Genomic DNA, 20518 nt, shown 5'->3' with positions numbered 1-20518 from the left:
GCGTGGCCGATCTGGAGCGCTCCATCCGGCAATACATCGACCGACATAACGCCGACCCGAAACCTTTCATCTGGCACAAGAGCGCCGATACGATCGGCGCAAAGGTCGCTCGGGCTGCCCATAAACTTAGTTCGGCTTATTTTTGAGACGCCACACTAGGAATGCATCCATATGTAGCACGCCCCTGCCCCGGCGTCTACTTTCGCCCCGGTGCAATCCTCAGCCCGCTGCCGGACTTCCCGCCGGGACCGCCCACACCCGACCACCGCCCACCGCGTACAGCGCCTGCCCGGCCGTGGGCTGCAGCGCATGGGTGCCGGTAAATTCGCCGAAGGCCGGCAGCACCACCAGCCCCGACTCCACGCTGAAACACGGCAGGCGCAGCGCGTCGCGGCCGGGGCCGCGCAGCTGCAGGGCCGGGTGCACGTGGCCGGCCAGCACGGTGTGGGTGGGGTGGCGCTGCGGATGGTGGCAGCAGGCGAAAGGGCCGAGCAAATACGGCTCGTCGACGATGGCGATGCCCAGCGAGGCGGGCGGGTCGCCGGCATGGCTGTCGTGGTTGCCGCGGACCAGCACGATCTCCAGCGTAGCGTGCAGCGCGCGCCAGGCCCGCAGGGCGGCCAGCACGCCGGGCGTCTGCGCTTCGGCGGCATGCAAGAAATCGCCCAGGATCACCAGCCGCTCGGCGCCGTGCGCCGCGACGAGGCGCGACAGGCGGTGCAGGTTCTCCTGCGTGGTGCCGTCCGGCACCGGCACGCCACGCGCCCGGAAGGTAGCCGCCTTGCCCAGGTGCAGATCGGCGATGAACAGCGTGCGGGTAGCGGGCCACCAAAGGGCGCTGTCGGGCAGCAGCACGACGGCTTCTCCCGCCAGGACCAGCAAAAGGCCCGCCGTGCTGTCAGGCATTGGCACACTTGGCGAGCAGTCGTTGCCGGGCGAAGGCTGGAACGTCATGGTGAAGTCGATTTCAGCGTGCTGCGCGATGGGGGCGACGAAGGCTACAGATAGGCCGTTTCCTTGTAATGCCGAACTGACATTGCAGTCGAAGCTCGGGTAGTAAGTTTAACCAAGCACCCTTTTTGGTAAAAGGAAAGCTCAATTCCTTAACTAACAAAGAGTTCAAGGTAAGCATCGAATGCATAGATGCGGCCACGTTGCTGTCCCGTGATCTCGTGTAGGATGCCCACGCGCACCAGTTCCCGGATCAAAGCGTTTGCCGTCGGCGTGCTGACGGCTAGCTCTTTCTCCAGTTCGGCCGACGACACCATCGGCCGCCGGTACAGAACTTTGAGCGCCGCCGTGGCTAGAGGTGCCCGCTTGCCCAAGCCGAGTACCGATTGCTCGACCTCGGTGCGCAGCTTGAGAATTTTCCCGAAGACGTCCCGGCCTTTGACCGCGGTCTCTGCCACACCGTTGAGAAAAAACCGCACCCAGTGCACCAGATCGTTGGCGACGCGCACGCGCATCAGCGCGTCGTAGTAGCTGGCACGGTTGCGTTCGAAAAAGTCAGAGAGATACAGCGATGGCTTGGCCAACAGGCCATGGCTGACCAGATACAGCGGAATCATCAGCCGGCCGATCCGGCCGTTGCCGTCGAGGAAGGGATGCACCGCCTCGAACTGGTAGTGGCTGATGGCCACCCGCACCAGATGCGGAACCGTGATGTCTTCGTTGTGCCAGAACTTCTCCAAGTCACCCATCAGTTCTTGCACCCCGTCGGGATGCGGCGGAATGAACACCGCATCGGACAGGCTGGAGCCTCCGATCCAGTTCTGGCTGCTCCGGAAATCGCCCGGTTGCTTGTGTTCTCCGCGAGCGCCGCGCATCAACACCTCGTGCGTCTGCCGCAGCAGCCGGTTCGACAAGGGCATCGCCTGCAACTCGGCAACCGAGATGTTGACAGCGTCGATGTAGTTGCGCACCTCGCGCCAATCGTCGCGTTTCTCGGGCCGGATGTCTTCCTCCAGCATCAGAGCCTCGTCGAAGCCGGTCTGCGTGCCCTCGATGCGGCTGGAGGTCTGCGCCTCTTTCGCCACGTGCATCTGGATGAAAAGGTCAATGTCGGGAACGATGAGTGAGAAGGCATTGAGCTCCCCCAGCGCGCGATTGGCGCGCTCGAGCAGCAGGTTGATGTGCACGTCTTCCCACGACCATGCGTGGTTTACCGGCACAGGCTCGAAACTCTTGTACTGGTAGCGCGGGCGCCAGGCGCCGGCTTTGAATGTTTCGAACTTCATGTGCTGTCTCGCCCCTCATGCGTCACTTGCCGAAGCGGCGCCTGGCGCTTCACCAGATCCAAGGTTCGGCCATCGGCCGTCTTCCATTCGATCCACCCATTGGCAGTACGCCCCAGCAGCGCCAGGGCTCCCATGCTGGGCGAACGAAACAGGTGGTCGCGCTTGAACACGGCTGTGGCTCCGGCTCTACTCAACGTACCGGAATCAAATAGGCGGGCACGCAGCGATGCACCGGCCGTGCCCACGATGGAGGGCACATTGTCCCGACGCCCTACCGAACCCTTGAGCACCACGAAGCCTTCCTCCGTGTACTGGCCACGCCCCTGCACACCGCTGGATGTGCAGTAAAAGATCTCTTCCGGAACCGTTTCCGCCATTGGCTTGGCCACCGGGTCAAACAGCGGATAGCCCAGTGTGGCCAACAAGGTTCTCCCGGTCTCGTAGATTTCGATGCAATCGGCTTCCAGCGGCGCTGGGGTATGGGGGCGGCTGCCCGCGTTGCCGTTTTGCTCTTGGTAGCGTCCTGCCTGGCGGACCTGCTGCAGACACAGCCATTCAAGCAGCAACGCATGGGTCTGCGTCAAGCTGTGCGTGCGCGACACCAGCACCAACGCCCGCTCCCAGAACTCCTTCTCACGTTGGTGAGTGTTTAGCCGCAGGCGCAGATCGCCTGTCTGTCCAATGTAGACCTTGCCTTCTGCGCCGTCCTCTCCTTGGCCAAACAAGAAATACACCGCCACTTGGCGGCTCTCCGGCATCTGGAGAAATTCCGGCAGCCGGGCGCGCGGCACCTCGATCACCTGCACTATGCGGGTAGTGATTTCTGCTACGCGAATGCCGCGTGGATCGCCATGGGGCAGAAAGATCTGAATCGTTTTGGGAGTGCTGTCGTTCATGCTGGAATGAGTTCGCTGTAGCGTAGTTTCCAGCGCTTGCGGCCGGCCGGCGGCGTGCGCTTCTGCCAGTAGCCGAACGGCTCCTCGTGCACTTCGATGTCGATGTCGGCCACGCGCTGCTGGATACGCTCCTGCACGTCGGCCACGGCCTGGTTGTAGACCGCCGGGCCGATCTCCTCGATGAAGAAGTTCAGCAACGCGGCTGAGGCAATGTTGCCGATGCGCTCGTCGCGCTCTTCCTGGAAATAGCGCTCGATCGAGGTGAGCGCCTGCTGGCGCTGGTCTTTTGGCAGGTCGATGGGCATGGTGAATCCACTTCTTACGGTGCGTCACGCGGCGGCGGCGGCACCTTCGCTCGGCGTTGGCATGGGTATGTCGCCCTGATGGCAACAGCGCTGACGCACCCAGGCAATGTGCCGGGAGCCTTTATGGGCACGGATCAGTCGTCTTGTTTTGTCGCGGGCGTATTCTGAAGATAGAACTCGTGCAGTTTGTATTGAAGAAGTTGTTTGTCGGGCAATCGGGTTTGGTACTGTGCGATCAAGGCAGGGGATGCACTGCGACTCAATGCGTACTCGACCACCTCGTCATCCTTGCTGGCGCATAGCAGCACGCCGATGGCCGGATTCTCGTGCGGCTTTCTCACGTCCCGGTCCAACGCCTCCAGGTAGAAAGACAGCTTGCCCAGGTACTCGGGTTCGAACCGGCCCACTTTCAGTTCGAATGCCACCAGGCAATTCAGGCCGCGGTGGAAGAACAGCAGGTCGAGTGCGAAATCCCGCTGTCCGACCTGGACCGGAAATTCGGATCCCACGAAACAGAAGTCACGGCCCAGCTCTGCCAGGAACCTCCTGAGCTGCAGCAGCAGACCTCTGTGCAGATCGGCTTCGCTATGGTCGGCCGGTAGCGACAGGAATTCCACCAGGTAGCTGTCCTTGAAAACGCCCAATGCTTCGCCGTGCATCCGTCGCGCCACCGACGAGACTTTTGCCGGACTCAGTACCGATCGTTCGAACAAGGCGGCCTTCAGCTGCCGCTCCAGTTCGCGACTGGACCACTTTTCCCGCGCGGCGGCCCGCAGGTAGAACTCGCGCTCTTCGGGTCGCTTGCTCTGGCTGAGGATCAACAGGTTGTGCGTCCAAGGCAAAAGTCTCGGCAGTGCCGCGACTTTCTCGTCGTGCCTGTACGCCTCGTAGAACTGACGCATGCGAAACAGGTTGGGCCGGGTGAATCCGCGCAGCCCCGGTTGCGTCTGGGCGATATGCGCAGCCAGGCGATCCACGACGCCGTCGCCCCATTCCGCACTCTGCATCTTGCGGCTGATCAACGCTCCGATCCGCCAATACAGATGACCAATCCGGTGTTGACCGCCTGCATGGCCCGTTGGCGGGCCTGCACGATCATCTGGACGACTTCAGAAAATCCTGGATCGAGAGGTAGGTTCATAGCAGCGAAGGCAACGTCGAAGAGCGGCGTCCATCCTAGCGAACCCGGACTACAACCGGGGCAACGGCCGCGACGACTTCCGCTCCCGCCGCGGCCGGCCGGCCGGCAGGTCTTCGGCCTTCGAGGTCAGCGAGAAATCCAGCATGCGCCGCACTTCCTGCGTCGCTTCCTGCAGCGCCGGATCGGCGGGCGGCGCCTCGGCCGGCGCGGCCTTGCCGGCGCGGCGGCGCGGGGTGGGCGACGGGTCGGGCGGCACGATGCCCTCGCTTTTCCTGCGGGCCGGCTCGGCGGGCGCGTCGGCGGCGGTTTCCAGCTGCTGCAGCATGCGGGCGATGCGGTCGGCCAGGTTCTCGTTGGTGAGCTTCTCGCGGAAGCGTTCGACCATCAGCGGGAAGCCGAAGGGGCTCGGCCGCTGCAGCGCCTTGACGACCAGGGTCTGGCCCTGCATGCGGCGCAGGCTGGCGAGCAATTGGGCCACGTCCAGCTCCTGGCTCAGCACTTCTTCGTCGGCCTGGCGCAGCAGCATGTTGGCGGCGTCGTATTTCTTGAACACCTCGAAGAAGAGCTGCGACGAGGCCTGCAGCTGGCGCGCGCTGCGGCGCTCGCCGGGGTGGCTCTGGAAGATCAGGCCCGAGACGCGGGCGATCTCGCGAAACCGGCGCTTGGCCATCTCGGTCGCGTTGAGGCTGGCCAGCACCTCGTGCAGCAGGGCGTGGCGGGCCGGGTCGGGCAGCGGATTGCCGGCCCCGTCCGCCGCCTCGGCATGCGCGGCGTTGGCGGTGTTGCGGATCGCCAGGGCGTCTTCGGCGCGCAGGGCCGGCAAGCAGGGCGCGTCGGTGGCGGTGCGCGGTTCATCCGGCGCCGGGGCATCGCGCACCACCGGCGCGGCCACGGTGCGCAGCAGCTCCGGCATCAGCGCGCCCCAGTCGCGCTCGGTGGCGCTCAGCAGTTCCAGGCCGTAGTCGTTCACCGCGATCGAGAAGGTGCCGGCCTCGCCCTGGGCGGCGCGCCAGGCGAAGAGGCTGGCCAGGCCGGTGTGGGCGTGGCGGCCGGCGAAGGGGTAGACGAACAGGTGCCAGCCCTCGCGGGTGCGCAGCGTCTCGGCCAGCAGGGTGCCGGGCGTGGGGATGGCCGACCAGCGCTGCTGCACTTCCAGCAGCGGTTCGACGGCCTTCAGTTCGGGGCCGTCGAAATGGTGGTCGCCGGCCAGCGCCAGTTGCCGCACCATGAAGTCGGCCAGCACGGTGGACAGCGGCATGCGCGAGCCGCCCCAGCGCGGCACGGTGGGGCGCTGGGTGCCGGCGCGCTTGACCCACGCGGTCATGTCCTGGATCTTCACCATCTCCAGCACCCGGCCGGCGAAGATGAAGCAGTCGCCGGGGGAGAGGCGGGTGAGGAAGCTTTCTTCCATGCTGCCCAGCCGGGCGCCGTGCTGGATCTGCACCACCATGCTGGCGTCGCTGACGATGGTGCCGATATTGGCCCGGTGGCGGCGCGCCAGGCGGGCGTCGGGCACGCGCCAGACGCCCTCGGCATCGGGCACGACGCGGTGGTAGTCGGGGTAGGCCCGCAGCGACGGGCCGCCGCGGGTGACGAAGTCCAGGCACCACTGCCACACGTCGCGCGGCAGGCCGGCGTAGGCCGCCGTGCGGCGCACCTCGTCGTAGAGCGCATCGGGCGTAAAGCCGCCGCCCAGCGCCACGGTGACCAGGTGCTGCACCAGCACGTCGACCGGCCGGCGCGGCGTGGTGCGCATCTCGACCTGGCCGGCCTGCACCGCGGCGCGGGCGGCGGCCGCCTCGACCAGCTCCAGGCTGTGCGTCGGCACCAGGGTGATGCGCGAAGGCCGGCCCGGCGCGTGGCCCGACCGGCCGGCGCGCTGCAGCAGCCGGGCGATGCCCTTGGCCGATCCGATCTGCAGCACCCGCTCCACCGGCAGGAAGTCCACGCCCAGGTCCAGGCTGCTGGTGCAAACGACCGCGCGCAGGCTGCCGTTCTTCAGGCCCGCCTCGACCCATTCGCGCACGCCGCGGTCGAGCGATCCGTGGTGGATCGCCAGCGCGCCGGCCCAGTCGGGCCGGGCATCGAGGATCGCCTTGTACCAAAGCTCGGCCTGCGAGCGCACGTTGACGAAGACCAGCGCGGTGGTGGTCTCCTCCAGCGCCCGCACCACCTGCGGCAGCATGCGCAGGCCCAGGTGGCCGGCCCAGCTGAAACGCTCGGGGTGGTCGGGCAGCAGGGTGTCGATCACCAGGCGCTTGTCGAGCTTGCCCTGCACCAGCGCCGGCTCGGGCGTGCCGGGCAAGGGCGCGCCGAGCAGGGTGCGCATCGCCTCGTCCAGGTTGCCGAGGGTGGCCGACATGCCCCAGACGCGCAGCGCCGGGTTCCAGCCCTGCAGCCGGGACAGCGCCAGCTGCACCTGCACGCCGCGCTTGTTGCCGAGCAGCTCGTGCCATTCGTCGGCCACCACCAGCTGCACCGTGCCCAGCACCTCCTCTGCATCGGCGCGGGCCAACAGCAGCGACAGGCTCTCGGGCGTGGTGACCAGCACCGTGGGCAGCCGGCGCGACTGCGCGCTGCGCTCGCTGCCCGCGGTGTCGCCGGTGCGGGCGCCGGCGCTCCAGCGGGCCAGTCCGGCGTGCTGCGCGGCCAGGGCGTCGAGCGGGGCCTGCAGGGCCGAGAGCGTGTCGGCCGCCAGCGCCCGCATCGGCGTGAGCCAGAGCACGGTGAGCGGCGCGCTGGCGGGAGCACGGCGGCGGGTGGGGTGGGTGTCGGCGGCCTCCGCTGCCGGCATCGCGTCGGCGAAGGCCTGCAGCGCGCCCAGCCATACGGCATAGGTCTTGCCGGCCCCGGTGGTGGCGTGCAGCAGGCCGGAGCGACCGTCGGCCATGGCTTTCCAGACCTGTTTCTGGAAGGGGAACGGCGTCCAGCCGCGCTGGGCGAACCAGGCAGCGATGGCGCGGGCGGCGGCGGGGGGGCGGGGAGCCCTCACCCTAGCCCTCTCCCAGAGGGAGAGGGGACAAAACAGGGGGCAGCGGTACGCGCTTGTCCAGCAGGCCCATCCCATCCGGTCGCCTCGGCGGCATCAGCGATACTTTCAAAGAAAAAGTAGCCGCAGCCGGCGAACAGCGCCGGCTAATAGCTATGTTTTTTATAGCAACCGTTCTCATCATGGGTCCGAGTGCGGCAGCAGCGCTGCCAGCGTCGAGAGGGAGTCGGCCTCTTCCACCGGTTTGTCCTCGCGCCAGCGCAGCATCCGGGGGAAGCGCACCGCGATGCCGCTCTTGTGGCGGCTGCTGCGGGCGATGCCTTCGAAGCCCAGCTCGAAGACCAGGGTCGGCTTCACGCTGCGCACCGGGCCGAAGGTCTCGATGGTGGTCTTGCGGATCACCGCGTCGACCTTGGCCATCTCGGCGTCGGTCAAACCCGAATAGGCCTTGGCGAAGGGCACCAGCCGGCGCTCGGTGCCGCCCTCCTCGGGCGCGTCCCAGACGGCGAAGGTGTAGTCGCTGTAGAGGCTGGCCCGGCGGCCGTGGCCGCGCTGGGCGTAGATCAGCACCGCGTCGATCGAGAGCGGGTCGATCTTCCACTTCCACCAGGTGCCGACGTCCTTGGTGCGGCCCACGCCGTACTCGGCGTCGCGGGCCTTGAGCATCATGCCCTCGACGCCCATGGCGCGCGCCTGTTCGCGGACGGTGGCCAGCGCATCCCAGCTGTCGCCGCGCAGCAGTGGGCTGGCGATCAGCGCCGGATGGCGGGCGGTGGACAGCAGCGCGTCCAGCCGGGCACGCCGCTCGTGCTGGGGCAGCGCCCGCAGGTCGCGGCCACCCTCCTCCAGCAGGTCGTAGGCGAGCAGCACCACCGGCAGCTCGCGCAGCAGCTTGGGGCCGAGCGTCTTGCGGCCGATGCGCTTCTGCAGTTCGGCGAAGGGCTGCGCCTGGTCGGCCCGCCAGACGACGATCTCGCCGTCGAGCACCGTGCCATCGGGCAGCACGCCGGCCATCTCCTGCAGTTCGGGAAAGCGGTCGGTCACCAGCTCCTCGCCGCGCGACCAGATCCAGGCCTGGCCGCCGCGCCGCACCAGCTGGGCGCGAATGCCGTCCCATTTCCACTCGATCTGCCAGCGGTCGGGCGGGCCGACCGCGGTGTCGAACTGCGCGACCTGCAGGGCGAGCGGATGGGCCAGGAAGAAAGGATACGGCTGGCCGCTGGTCTGCTGGTCGCGCTCGCCTTCGCTCTCGGTGGCGATCAGGCGGGCGTAGTCCTCGGCCGCCGGGCGGCCGGCGATATGGGTGTAGCCCATCAGCCGCTGTGCGACGCGCTTCGGATCGACGCCGCCCACCGCGGCCAGGGCCTGGGTGACCTGCAGCTTCGATACGCCCACACGGAAGCTGCCGGTCATGAGCTTGAAGTAGACCAGCCGCTCGTCCACCGCCAGTTGCCGCCACTGGGCACGCAGGGTGTCGGCCAGGGTCTCGGGCGCGGCCTTGCGCAGCGGCAGCAGGTGCTGCTCGACCCAGTGGGCCAGGCCCAGGTCGTGCTCGGCATCGGGCGGGGGCAGCAGCAGCGAGATGGTCTCGGCCAGGTCGCCCACCGCGTCGTAGCTTTCGTCGAACAGCCACTCGGGCAGGCCGGCCGCCTCGCGGGCCAGTTGGCGCAGCAGCTTGGTGGGCACCAGCTGGCGCGGCTTGCCGCCGGCCAGGAAGTACACCGCCCAGGCGGCATCGGCCGGCGTGGCCTGCAGCAGGTACTGCTGCAGGGCCGCCTGCTTGGCCAGGCTGGAGGTGGTGGCGTCGAGGGCGCGGTACAGCGCGGCGAAGGCTTTCATGCGGCAGCAGGCACCGGCTCGGCAGGGGCTTCGGTGGCGGACTTGGCGGTGGCGTCGCCGTCGGCTTCGTCCTCGTCGCCGTATTCGGTCTTGAAGCCCTGGGCCTCCAGGCCGTTGTCGGTCAGCCAGCGCACCAGGATCTCGACGCTGCCGTGGGTGACGAAGATGCGCTCGGCCCCGGTCGCGCCGATCGCCTGCTGCAGGCCGGGCCAGTCGGCATGGTCGGACATGACGAAGCCGCGGTCGACCCCCCGGCGGCGGCGGGTGCCGCGCAGCTGCATCCAGCCGCTGGCGAAGGCGTCGGAGTAGTTGCCGAAGCGCCGCAGCCAGGTCGAGCCCTGGGCCGAGGGCGGTGCCAGCACCAGCGCGGTCTTGAGCATCGCGGCATCGACACCCTCGTCGGTCACCCGGTAGGTGTGCGGCAGCGCGACGCCGGCCGCGCGGTACACCGCATTGAGCGGCTCCACCGCGCCGTGCACCACGATCGGCCCGATGCTGCTGTCGACCCCGTGCAGCAGCCGCTGCGCCTTGCCGAAGCTGTAGCAGAGCAGCACCGAGGCGCGGCCGGCCTCGGCGTTGGCGCGCCACCAGGCGTCGATGTCGGCGAAGAGCACCGGCTGCGTCGGCCAGCGGTAGATCGGCAGGCCGAAGGTCGATTCGGTGATGAAGGTGTCGCAGCGCACCGCCTCGAAGGGCGCGCAGGTGCCGTCGTCCTCCAGCTTGTAGTCGCCCGAGGCCACCCAGACCCGGCCACCATGCTCCAGCCGCACCTGGGCCGACCCGAGGACGTGGCCCGCCGGATGCAGCGACACCTTCACGCCGTGGTGCTCGATGGTCTCGCCGTAGGGCAGCGTCTGGAGGTTGATGTCGGCCCCGAGCCGGGTGCGCAGGGTGCCCTCGCTGTCGGTCTGGGCCAGGTAGTGGGCATGCCCCCAGCGGGCATGGTCCGAGTGCGCATGGGTGATGACGGCCCGCTCCACCGGCTTCCAGGGATCGATGTAGAAATCGCCCGGGGGACAGTACAGGCCTTCGGGCCGGGCGACGACGAGGTCCATGCCGCTGCGCCGCTCAGGCCATCGAGAAGGGAACGACCGGTTGCCCGCCGACAAGCGCCCACGGGGCTGCATGACGGTCCGTGCGGCGCCGCTTTACACGGCAGACGAAGTCGCGCGACGCGAAAGGCAGGGGCATGGACGGTTCCTGTAGCAGAGAGACGGAGTGGGGCAATGCAGGTTATTACGCCTGCGACACAGCTCTGCAACAAATTACCCGTCGCCTCCAGCCATCCAGTCGCGCGGCCTCCGCCCCGCATGGGCCACCACGTCGTACTCGGACCAAGGCCGCCCATAAGCAAAAACCGCCCGGAGGCGGTTTTTGACGGCGGGCTGCAATGCGTGATCAGCGCTTCTGGCGGTACCGGCGCAGGGCGGCGATCTGGGCGGCCATGACGGCCAGTTCGGACTGCGCACGGGCCAGGTCCAGATCGGTCTTGGCGTTCTTCAGCGCTTCCTCAGCGGCTGCCTTGGCGGCGTTGGCTTTTTCTTCGTCCAGGTCCTTGCCGCGCACCGCGGTATCGGAAAGCACGGTGACGCAGTCGGGCTGGATCTCCAAAATGCCGCCGGCCACGAAAACGAACTCTTCGCCACCGTCTGCCGTCTCGATGCGGACCGTTCCCGGCTTGATCCGGGTGATCAGGGGCGTATGGCGCGGATACACGCCCAGCTCGCCGGCTTCACCCGGCAAGGCGACGAAGCGTGCCTCGCCGGAAAAGATCGACTCTTCCGCGCTGACGACGTCGACATGAATGGTGTTGGCCATGTGGTTTCCTTTTACGCTGACAAAAAGCAGGTGAAAGCAAGTAGCCGGGTGACTGGCAAGGCACCGCGCGGAGACTTACTTGCGTACGTCGAGCACGGCAACGCCGCCAGGCGCCCGGATACACCGCTTACGCCAGCTTTTTGGCCTTCTCGAAGGCTTCGTCGATGGTCCCGACCATGTAGAACGCCTGTTCCGGCAGATGGTCGGCCTCGCCGGCCACGATCATCTTGAAACCACGGATGGTTTCGGCCAGCGGCACGTACTTGCCGGGGGAGCCGGTGAACACTTCCGCGACGTGGAACGGCTGCGACAGGAAACGCTGGATCTTCCGGGCACGGGCCACGACCAGCTTGTCTTCCGGTGCCAGCTCGTCCATGCCCAGGATCGCGATGATGTCGCGCAGTTCCTTGTAGCGCTGCAGCGTGCCCTGCACGGCGCGGGCCGTGTTGTAGTGCTCTTCGCCGACGACGTTCGGGTCCAGCTGGCGGCTGGTCGAATCCAGCGGGTCCACGGCCGGGTAGATGCCCAGCGATGCGATGTCGCGCGACAGCGCCACGGTGGAGTCCAGGTGGGCGAAGGTGGTGGCGGGCGACGGATCGGTGTAATCGTCGGCCGGCACGTACACGGCCTGGATCGAGGTGATCGAGCCGACCTTGGTCGACGTGATCCGCTCCTGCAGGCGGCCCATTTCCTCGGCCAGCGTCGGCTGGTAGCCCACGGCGGACGGCATGCGGCCCAGCAGTGCCGACACTTCGGTACCGGCCAGCGTGTAGCGGTAGATGTTGTCCACGAAGAACAGCACGTCGCGGCCTTCGTCGCGGAACGACTCGGCTATCGTCAGGCCGGTCAGGGCCACGCGCAGGCGGTTGCCCGGCGGCTCGTTCATCTGGCCGTAGACCATGGCGACCTTCGACTGCTCGAGGTCCTCGAGGTTCACGACGCCGGAGTCGGCCATCTCGTGGTAGAAGTCGTTGCCTTCCCGGGTCCGCTCACCCACGCCGGCGAACACGGACAGGCCCGAATGCGCCTTGGCGATGTTGTTGATGAGCTCCATCATGTTCACCGTCTTGCCTACACCGGCGCCACCGAACAGGCCCACCTTGCCGCCCTTGGCGAACGGGCAGACCAGGTCGATCACCTTGATGCCGGTCTCCAGCAGTTCCTGCGAAGGCGACAGCTCGTCGTACGCGGGTGCTTTGCGGTGGATCGAGGCGGTGAGTTCCTGGCCGACCGGGCCGCGCTCGTCGATCGGGCTGCCCAGAACGTCCATGATGCGGCCGAGCGTCGCCTTGCCGACAGGCACGGTGATGGGGGCGTTGGTGTTGGACACCATCAGGCCGCGGCGCAGGCCGTCGGACGAACCCAGCGCGATCGTGCGGACCACGCCGTCGCCGAGCTGCTGCTGCACTTCCAGCGTCAGGGCAGAACCGTCGAGCTTCAGGGCGTCGTAGATGCGGGGCATCTGGTGGCGTGGAAACTCCACGTCCACCACGGCGCCGATGCACTGAACGATCTTGCCCTGGGCGCCTGCTTGCGTAATTGCTTCGGCCATTGTTTGCTCCAAAAATTAAACGTGACTTCGACGCGCGCCGTCGTCAGACGGCGGCGGCGCCCGAGACGATTTCCGAAAGTTCTTTCGTGATCGCAGCCTGGCGCGTCTTGTTGTAGATCAGCTTGAGTTCGCCGATGACGTTGCCGGCGTTGTCGGTCGCGGCCTTCATCGCCACCATCCGGGCCGACTGCTCCGACGCCATGTTCTCCGCCACCGCCTGGTAGACCAGCGATTCGGCATAGCGCACCAGCAGCTCGTCGATGACGCTCTGCGCATCGGGCTCGTAGATGTAGTCCCATGCGGGGGCGCTGGCATCCTTCTGCAGCGTCTCGGGGGCCAGCGGCAGCAGCTGTTCGACCACCGACTCCTGCTTCATCGTGTTGATGAAGCGGGTGTAGCAGAGGTAGACCGCGCCGAGCTTGCCTTCGGCATACGCATCCAGCAGCACCTTGACCGGCCCGATGAGCTTGTCGAGGTGCGGCGTGTCGCCGAGGCCGGTGACATGCGACACCACCCGGGCGCCGATGCGGTTCAGGAAACCGAGGCCCTTGTTGCCGATGGCCACCGCTTCGGCCTGCACGCCCTGCGACTGCAGCTCGCGCAGCTTGGTCGTCACCGCCCGCAGGACGTTGGTGTTCATGCCGCCGCACAGACCCTTGTCGGTCGTCACGACGATGAAGCCCGCGGCCTTGGCCTCGTTCGCCTGCATGAACGGGTGGGTGTACTCGGGATGCGCCTCGCCCAGGTGGGCGGCGATGGCGCGGACCTTCTCGCTGTAGGGACGCGCGGCGCGCATCCGGTCCTGCGCCTTGCGCATCTTGGACGCGGCCACCATTTCCATGGCCTTGGTGATCTTCTTGGTGTTTTCCACCGATTTGATCTTGCCGCGGATTTCCTTACCTGCTGCCATTGGAACTCCTTGGAACCTTCACCTGAACGCGATCAGGCAAAGGACTTCTTGAACGAGGTGATTGCAGTGCTCAGTTCGGCTTCCGCATCCTTGTCCATGGCCTTGGCCTTCTCGAGCTTGTCGAGCAGGGCGCCGTGGCTGGTCTTGAGGAACTGGTGAAGTCCGTGTTCGAACGCCAGCACCTGCTTGACCTCGATGTCGTCCAGGAAACCCTTGTTCACCGCGAACAGCGTCGAGGCCATCAGGGCGATCGGCAGCGGGCTGTACTGGGCCTGCTTGAGCAGTTCGGTCACGCGGGCACCGCGCTCCAGCTGCTTGCGGGTGGCTTCGTCCAGGTCGGATGCGAACTGCGCGAAAGCGGCCAGTTCCCGGTACTGCGCCAGATCGGTACGGATACCGCCCGACAGGTTCTTGATCAGCTTGGTCTGGGCGGCACCACCGACGCGCGACACCGAGATACCGGCGTTGATGGCGGGGCGGACACCGGCGTTGAACAGGCTGGTTTCCAGGAAGATCTGGCCGTCGGTGATCGAGATCACGTTGGTCGGCACGAAGGCGGACACGTCGCCCGCCTGCGTTTCGATGATCGGCAGCGCGGTCAGCGAGCCGGTCTTGCCGGTCACGGCACCCTTGGTGAACGCGGTCACGTAGTCGGCGTTGACGCGGGCTGCACGCTCGAGCAGGCGGCTGTGGAGATAGAACACGTCGCCGGGATAGGCTTCGCGGCCCGGTGGGCGGCGCAGCAGCAGCGAGACCTGGCGGTAGGCGACGGCCTGCTTGGACAGGTCGTCGTACACGATCAGCGCGTCTTCGCCGCGGTCGCGGAAGTACTCGCCCATCGTGCAGCCGGAATAGGCCGACACGTACTGCATCGCGGCCGACTCGGAAGCCGAGGCGGCGACGACGATGGTGTAGTCCATCGCACCGGACTGCTCCAGCGCGCGCACCACGTTCTTGATCGTCGAGGCCTTCTGGCCGATCGCGACGTAGATGCAGGTGACGTTCTGGCCCTTCTGGCTGATGATCGCGTCGATGGCCACGGCCGTCTTGCCGGTCTGGCGGTCGCCGATGATCAGTTCGCGCTGGCCGCGGCCCACGGGAACCATCGAGTCGATCGATTTCAGGCCGGTCTGCAGCGGCTGGTCGACCGACTGGCGGGCGATCACGCCGGGCGCGACCTTCTCGATCACGTCGGTGAGCTTGGCGTTGATCGGACCCTTGCCGTCGATCGGCTGGCCCAGCGCGTCGACCACGCGGCCGACCAGTTCGGGGCCGACCGGCACTTCCAGGATGCGGCCGGTGCACTTGACGGTGTCGCCTTCGGAGATGTGCTCGTACTCGCCCAGGATCACGGCGCCGACCGAGTCGCGTTCGAGGTTCAACGCCAGGCCGTACGACGGCTGGCCGTCGGAGCCGGCCGGGAATTCGAGCATTTCGCCCTGCATCACGTCCGACAGGCCGTGGACGCGGACGATGCCGTCGGTCACCGAGACGACCGTGCCCTGGTTGCGGATGTCGGCACTGCCCGCCAGCCCTTCGATGCGGCTCTTGATCAGTTCGGAGATTTCTGCGGGATTGAGTTGCATGACTCTTTCCTTGTCTTGGGGGTTAGCGGGGTGCTCGGGTCGCGGGTCACGCGGCGAGAGCCACCTTCATTTGTTCGAGACGGGCCTTGACCGAGGTGTCGAGCACCTCGTCGCCGACCACGACGCGCACGCCGCCGATCAGCGATGGATCCTGCCGGACCGTCAGGTTCAACTGGCGGCCGAAGCGTTTCTGCAGCACCTGACCGAGTTCGGCCAGCGCGGCGGCGTCGATCGGGAAAGCGCTGTACACCACGGCATCCGAGGAGCCGCCCTGCGCGTTCTTGAGCGCGCGGAACTGGTGTGCGATTTCGGGCAGTACCGCCAGCCGGCCGTTCTCGATGACCATGCGCAGGAAATTGCGAGCCGGCTCGGTCAGGGGCGTGCGTGCCACGCCCGCGATGACGTCGAACACCTGGTCGGTCGAGAACTTGGGGTTGTCGGAAAACTGGGCGAACTGCGGATTGGCAGCGATCGCCGAGAGTTCGTCGACCCAGGCCGCGGTGGCGGCGAGATCGCCGCCGGCCGCCGACTGGTACAGCGCTTCTGCGTAAGGGCGCGCGATGGTGGCGAGTTCTGCCATGACGTCCCCTTACAGCTCGGTCTTCAGGCGGGAGAGCAGGTCGGCGTGGACGCCGGCATCGACTTCCTTGCGCAGGATCTGCTCGGCGCCCTTGACGGCGAGAACAGCGACTTCTTCGCGCAGCGCTTCACGGGCGCGCACGGTCTGCTGCTCGGCTTCTGCACGGGCGGCGGCAACGATCTTGTTGCCTTCCTCGCCGGCACGGGCCTTGGCTTCCTCGATGATGGCCTGGGCACGGCGCTCGGCATCTGCCAGGCGCTGCGTGGTTTCGTTGCGCGTTTCGGCCAGTTCTTTCTCGACGCGCTGGTTGGCAGCGGTCAGTTCGGACTTGGCGCGATCGGCAGCAGCGAGGCCATCGGCGATTTTCTGTGCGCGTTCGTCCAGCGCCTTCGCGATCGGGGGCCACACGAATTTCATCGTGAACAGCACCAGGATCAGGAAGACGATGGCCTGAACGAACAGGGTCGCGTTGATACTCACGGCAACACCTTTCTCATCAGATGGCGTCGGACGGGAATCAGGCCAGAACGAAGGGGTTGGCGAAAGCGAACAGCAGGGCGATGGCCACGCCGATCAGGAATGCCGCGTCGATCAGACCGGCCAAGATGAACATCTTGGTCTGCAGTTCGTTGATCAGCTCGGGCTGGCGAGCCGACGCTTCCAGGAACTTGCCACCCATCAGGGCGATGCCGATCGAAGCGCCGATAGCGCCCAAACCCACGATCAAACCACAAGCCAGAGCGACGAGACCGAGAACGTTTTCCATGATGTTTCCTTTGGAGAGAGATTGAAAAGTGAAAAGGGAGGAAGGGGCGAAAGAAACTAGCGTGCGCTAGTGGGCTTCATGCGCTTGGCCGAGATAGATCAAGGTCAGCATCATGAAAATGAACGCCTGGAGGGTGATCACCAGGATGTGGAAGATGGCCCAGATGGTGCCGGCGATGATGTGCCCGATCGGCAGCAGCACGCCCGGCAGCGACAGCGCCGCGGCACCGCCCATCAGTGCGATCAGCATGAAGACCAGTTCACCGGCGTACATGTTGCCGAACAGCCGCATGCCGTGCGAGACCGTCTTCGCCAGGTATTCGATGACCTGCATCAGCAGGTTGATCGGCCAGAGGACCGGGTGCGCACCGAAAGGTGCGGTGATCAGTTCGTGACCCCAGCCGCCCAGGCCCTTGACCTTGACGCTGTAGATCAGGCACAGCACCAGCACCGACGTGGACAAGCCCAGGGTGGTGGAGAGATCGGCGGTCGGCACGACGCGCATGTAGGCGTGGGCCGGATCGCGGCCGGAGGCGCCGTGGGCCAGGGCCCAGAGCTGCGGCAGCAGATCGACCGGCAGCATGTCCATCGCGTTCAGCAGGAAGATCCAGACGAACACGGTCAGGGCCAGGGGCGCGATGAACTTGCGGCTCTGCGCGCTTTTGATGTTGGCCTTGGCCTGGTTGTCGACCATCTCGACCAGCATCTCGGCCGCGGCCTGGAAGCGGCCCGGCACGCCCGAGGTCGCCTTGCGCGCGGCGAGCCACAGCACGAAGCAGCCCAGCGCGCCGATCGCCAGCGCGTAGAGGATCGAGTCCAGGTTGAGGACGTTGAAATCGATGATCTTGGCCTGCTTCACAGACTCCAGATTCCAGTTGACCTGCCAGTGCGTCAGATGGTGAACGATGTATTCACTGGCGGTCGGGGCGTGTCCTTCTGCGGCCATCTCGGTTCTATCCTTCGGCGCCCTTCGAGCGCAATTCATCCGTTGTGCGAGAACCGGGACGCGCCAGCAGCGCGATCCAGTACGCCTTCATCGCCAAGACCATGCCCGCGATCAACGCGAGCCAACTCAACTCCGGCACCACCCGCAGCGACACCGCCAGCAGCAGGACCGCGAGGCCGATCTTGACGAATGCCCATCCCAAGAACCCGACTGCGACGGCACCCGGGCGCACAGCCGCGTTTCGGCGGGTGATGCCCCGGGCGAACACGGCGGCGGGAAACACCACCGCCCACGCACCCCAGGCAGCCGACCATCCCATACGAGCCTGCCCGGTGAGCAACCAAGCCGCCGACGCGGCCACGACCCCCACCGCCGCCTGCCCCGCGACGATCCGCCACGGCGAAACGCAAGGACGCATTTCCCGCAGCTTCCGCGCCTCCTCCGCGGTCAGCGGCTTGAAATCGGGAACGTTTGCCTCCAGTTCGTCATCCATCACGCGGGCTTCTTTAAAAAAGGTTCCAGCGTTACAAATTGCCAGGACTTGAGCAAAGCCATTGATTATAAGTAGAAGCCCATACGTTGGCGCCATGACCCGGTGCGTTAAGGGAGAAAGTTGGATGCTTGACGCCCTCGCGCCGCCTCCGTCCCGCTCCGCCGTCGCCCAGACCATTCGCATGCCAACTTTTTCGGCGTGCGCATCTTATCCGCGCAACCCGCCGGGGCCGCTCCTCCCGTGAAGCCGCGCGACCTGGCCGCGGCCTGCACGGCGCAGGGCCTGCCGCCCGGCATTTTCGAGGCGATGGCGATCGGCGAGACCCGCGCGTTTTCACGCCGCGCCGCCATCCCGCCGCCCTCGCCGTGACGCTCTTCGACCCGATCCCTTTCCTCTAATGGAGCCCGCCATGACCGCCCCCCCGCCCGCCGCCACCGACCCCCGCAAGGATTCGCTGATCGAGTACCCGTCGCTGTTCCCGATCAAGGTGATGGGCGCCAAGGCCGACGGGCTGGTGCATGCGATCACCGCGATCGCGAAGGAACACGACCCGTTCTTCGACGCCGGCACCATCGAGCTGCGCGAGAGCGGCGCCGGCAACTACCTCGGCATCACGATCACCGTGACCGCCACCAGCCGCGAACAGCTCGACGACCTCTACCGCGCGCTGTCGGGCCATCCGATGGTGAAGGTGGTGCTGTGACCCGGCACCGCCCTGCTGCAGGCCGGCGCCGATGGCACTGAACACCCTGGTGGTCGGCCGCATCGACTACGCGGAAAGCTACGCGGCGATGCGGACCTTCACCGCCGAGCGCACCGCCGACACGCCCGATGCGCTGTGGCTCTGCGAGCACGACCCGGTCTTCACCCAGGGCCTCGCCGGCCGGGCCGGCCACCTGCTGGCGCCCGGCGGGATCCCGGTGGTGGCCACCAACCGCGGTGGCCAGGTGACCTACCACGGGCCGGGCCAGGTGACCGCCTACCCGCTGATCGACCTGAAGCGCGCCGGCTACTTCGTGAAGGAGTACGTCCACCGCATCGAGGAGGCGGTGATCGCCACGCTGGCCCACCTGGGCGTGACGGGCCACCGCGTGCCCGCCGCGCCCGGCATCTACCTGCGCCTGGACGACCCGTTCTCGCACGCGGCGCTCGTCGGCCCGATGCCCGAGGGCGATCCGTTCCGCGGCCTGGGAAAGATCGCGGCGCTCGGCATCAAGGTGAGCCGCCACCGCACCTACCACGGCGTGGCGCTCAACGTGGCGATGGACCTGGAACCCTTCTCGCGAATCGACCCCTGCGGGTATGCGGGCCTGCGGACCGTCGACCTTTCTACAATCGGAGTTCCTGTTTCCTGGGACGAGGCAGCGTCGGTGCTGGGGCACAAGCTCGGCATCTACCTCGCACCCTGACCCTGCCGAAAGCGCCGCCCAATGAGCACAACCGACGTCGTCCGCGAGGCGCAAGCCCTCGCCACCTACAACCCGCTGGCCAAGCAGAAGGCAGGCGCCAAGCTCTCGCGCATCCCGGTGAAGGTGGTCCAGGGCGAGGTGCTCAAAAAGCCCGACTGGATCCGCGTCAAGGCCGGCAGCCCCACCACCCGCTTCTACGAGATCAAGCAGATCCTGCGCGAGAACAAGCTGCATACGGTCTGCGAGGAAGCCAGCTGCCCCAACATCGGCGAATGCTTCGGCAAGGGCACGGCCACCTTCATGATCATGGGCGACAAGTGCACCCGCCGCTGCCCGTTCTGCGACGTGGGTCATGGCCGCCCCGACCCGCTCGACCAGGACGAGCCGCTGAACCTGGCCCGCACCATCGCCCAGTTGCGCCTCAAATACGTGGTGATCACCAGCGTCGACCGCGACGACCTGCGCGACGGCGGCAGCGGCCATTTCGTCGAGTGCATCCGCAATATCCGCGAGCTGTCGCCCACCACCCAGATCGAGATCCTGGTGCCCGACTTCCGCGGCCGAGACGACCGTGCGCTGGAGATCCTGAAGGCCGCGCCGCCCGACGTGATGAACCACAACCTCGAAACCGCGCCGCGCCTCTACAAGGAAGCGCGCCCCGGGTCCGACTACCTGTTCAGCCTGAACCTGCTCAAGAAGTTCAAGGCGCTGCACCCCACCGTGCCGACCAAGAGCGGCATCATGGTCGGCCTGGGCGAGACCGACGAAGAAATCCTGCAGATCATGCGCGACATGCGGGCGCACGACATCGACATGCTGACCATCGGCCAGTACCTGTCGCCGTCCAACTCGCACCTGCCGGTCAAGCGCTACGTGCACCCCGACACCTTCAAGATGTTCGAGGAAGAGGCCTACAAAATGGGCTTCACCCACGCCGCCGTCGGCGCCATGGTGCGCTCCAGCTACCACGCCGACCAGCAGGCCGAACACGTCCTGAATGCCGTCGCAGGCTGATGCCTGGCGCGCCGCGTTTTCTGCTTGATCCGCAGTCG

22 protein-coding genes are annotated in these 20518 nt (G+C 66.7%); 4 read left to right on the top strand and 18 right to left on the bottom strand.

The annotated features are described in order from the left end of the window. Positions 1 to 219: 219 nt before the first annotated feature. From pdeM to DFQ15_RS15410, 18 genes are all read right to left on the bottom strand, one after another. Entirely contained in the window at positions 220 to 906 is a 687-nt protein-coding gene (gene pdeM, locus DFQ15_RS15490) for a ligase-associated DNA damage response endonuclease PdeM (RefSeq protein ID WP_110466841.1), read from the bottom strand. A 197-nt stretch (positions 907 to 1103) separates the two neighbouring features. Continuing rightward, positions 1104 to 2237 carry a Fic family protein gene (locus DFQ15_RS15485; protein ID WP_110466840.1) on the bottom strand — a complete coding sequence of 378 codons (1134 nt, stop codon included), beginning with the start codon at positions 2235 to 2237 and terminating at the stop codon, positions 1104 to 1106. Next, entirely contained in the window at positions 2234 to 3133 is a 900-nt protein-coding gene (locus DFQ15_RS15480; RefSeq protein ID WP_110466839.1) for a GIY-YIG nuclease family protein, read from the bottom strand. The genes DFQ15_RS15485 and DFQ15_RS15480 overlap by 4 nt, the downstream gene beginning before the upstream one ends. Beyond that, positions 3130 to 3438 (bottom strand): DUF2164 domain-containing protein, encoded by a 309-nt coding sequence (locus DFQ15_RS15475; protein ID WP_110466838.1) that lies wholly within the window; start codon positions 3436 to 3438, stop codon positions 3130 to 3132. Before DFQ15_RS15475 ends, DFQ15_RS15480 begins: the two co-directional genes overlap by 4 nt. A gap of 134 nt (positions 3439 to 3572) precedes the next feature. Continuing rightward, complete coding sequence (locus DFQ15_RS15470) at positions 3573 to 4460, bottom strand: PDDEXK nuclease domain-containing protein (RefSeq protein WP_199399896.1); 888 nt, start codon at positions 4458 to 4460, stop codon at positions 3573 to 3575. Next, positions 4457 to 4579 (bottom strand): hypothetical protein, encoded by a 123-nt coding sequence (locus tag DFQ15_RS18090; protein WP_259292669.1) that lies wholly within the window; start codon positions 4577 to 4579, stop codon positions 4457 to 4459. Before DFQ15_RS18090 ends, DFQ15_RS15470 begins: the two co-directional genes overlap by 4 nt. A gap of 49 nt (positions 4580 to 4628) precedes the next feature. Next, entirely contained in the window at positions 4629 to 7646 is a 3018-nt protein-coding gene (locus DFQ15_RS15465; RefSeq protein WP_110466837.1) for a ligase-associated DNA damage response DEXH box helicase, read from the bottom strand. Positions 7647 to 7748: 102 nt separating this feature from the next. Continuing rightward, complete coding sequence (locus DFQ15_RS15460) at positions 7749 to 9407, bottom strand: ATP-dependent DNA ligase (RefSeq protein ID WP_110466836.1); 1659 nt, start codon at positions 9405 to 9407, stop codon at positions 7749 to 7751. Then, positions 9404 to 10462, bottom strand: coding sequence for a ligase-associated DNA damage response exonuclease (locus DFQ15_RS15455; protein ID WP_110466835.1), 1059 nt, complete (start codon positions 10460 to 10462; stop codon positions 9404 to 9406). Before DFQ15_RS15455 ends, DFQ15_RS15460 begins: the two co-directional genes overlap by 4 nt. 343 nt (positions 10463 to 10805) lie before the next feature. Then, a complete protein-coding gene (locus DFQ15_RS15450; protein WP_055841271.1) occupies positions 10806 to 11225 on the bottom strand; it encodes a F0F1 ATP synthase subunit epsilon in 420 nt (139 codons plus the stop codon). 127 nt (positions 11226 to 11352) lie between these two features. Next, positions 11353 to 12777: a F0F1 ATP synthase subunit beta gene (gene atpD / locus DFQ15_RS15445; RefSeq protein WP_110466834.1), complete on the bottom strand. Its 1425-nt coding sequence runs from the start codon at positions 12775 to 12777 to the stop codon at positions 11353 to 11355. Positions 12778 to 12820: 43 nt separating this feature from the next. Beyond that, on the bottom strand, positions 12821 to 13687 hold the full coding sequence (atpG, locus tag DFQ15_RS15440; RefSeq protein WP_110466833.1) for a F0F1 ATP synthase subunit gamma: 867 nt from the start codon (positions 13685 to 13687) through the stop codon (positions 12821 to 12823). Positions 13688 to 13719: 32 nt separating this feature from the next. Then, a complete protein-coding gene (gene atpA / locus DFQ15_RS15435) occupies positions 13720 to 15273 on the bottom strand; it encodes a F0F1 ATP synthase subunit alpha (RefSeq protein WP_110466832.1) in 1554 nt (517 codons plus the stop codon). A 46-nt stretch (positions 15274 to 15319) separates the two neighbouring features. Then, entirely contained in the window at positions 15320 to 15853 is a 534-nt protein-coding gene (locus DFQ15_RS15430) for a F0F1 ATP synthase subunit delta (RefSeq protein WP_110466831.1), read from the bottom strand. A gap of 9 nt (positions 15854 to 15862) precedes the next feature. Further along, on the bottom strand, positions 15863 to 16333 hold the full coding sequence (locus DFQ15_RS15425) for a F0F1 ATP synthase subunit B (RefSeq protein ID WP_055841287.1): 471 nt from the start codon (positions 16331 to 16333) through the stop codon (positions 15863 to 15865). A gap of 37 nt (positions 16334 to 16370) precedes the next feature. Beyond that, on the bottom strand, positions 16371 to 16619 hold the full coding sequence (gene atpE / locus DFQ15_RS15420) for a F0F1 ATP synthase subunit C (protein WP_055841290.1): 249 nt from the start codon (positions 16617 to 16619) through the stop codon (positions 16371 to 16373). A gap of 66 nt (positions 16620 to 16685) precedes the next feature. Beyond that, the gene (atpB, locus tag DFQ15_RS15415) at positions 16686 to 17564 is read right to left on the bottom strand and encodes a F0F1 ATP synthase subunit A (RefSeq protein WP_110466830.1); all 879 of its coding nucleotides are present in this window, start codon (positions 17562 to 17564) and stop codon (positions 16686 to 16688) included. A 7-nt stretch (positions 17565 to 17571) separates the two neighbouring features. Next, positions 17572 to 18057, bottom strand: coding sequence for an ATP synthase subunit I (locus DFQ15_RS15410; protein ID WP_110466829.1), 486 nt, complete (start codon positions 18055 to 18057; stop codon positions 17572 to 17574). A 240-nt stretch (positions 18058 to 18297) separates the two neighbouring features. Between DFQ15_RS15410 and DFQ15_RS18085 the strand changes: the two genes are divergently transcribed. The 4 genes from DFQ15_RS18085 to lipA are packed head-to-tail and all read left to right on the top strand — an operon-like array spanning position 18298 to position 20480. Continuing rightward, positions 18298 to 18426 (top strand): hypothetical protein, encoded by a 129-nt coding sequence (locus DFQ15_RS18085; protein WP_259292670.1) that lies wholly within the window; start codon positions 18298 to 18300, stop codon positions 18424 to 18426. A 40-nt stretch (positions 18427 to 18466) separates the two neighbouring features. Next, entirely contained in the window at positions 18467 to 18760 is a 294-nt protein-coding gene (locus tag DFQ15_RS15405; protein ID WP_110466845.1) for a YbeD family protein, read from the top strand. Positions 18761 to 18791: 31 nt separating this feature from the next. Then, positions 18792 to 19466, top strand: coding sequence for a lipoyl(octanoyl) transferase LipB (gene lipB / locus DFQ15_RS15400; protein ID WP_110466828.1), 675 nt, complete (start codon positions 18792 to 18794; stop codon positions 19464 to 19466). Between the two features lie 21 nt (positions 19467 to 19487). Then, positions 19488 to 20480, top strand: a complete 993-nt coding sequence (gene lipA / locus DFQ15_RS15395) for a lipoyl synthase (protein WP_110466827.1) — start codon at positions 19488 to 19490, stop codon at positions 20478 to 20480. The last annotated feature ends 38 nt before the right edge of the window (positions 20481 to 20518 follow it).

The organism is Xylophilus ampelinus (genome assembly GCF_003217575.1).
Classification (GTDB): Bacteria; Pseudomonadota; Gammaproteobacteria; order Burkholderiales; family Burkholderiaceae_C; genus Xylophilus; species Xylophilus ampelinus.
The sequence above is the reverse complement of the archived record's forward strand: the minus strand, read 5'-3'. Positions and strand labels throughout refer to the sequence as shown.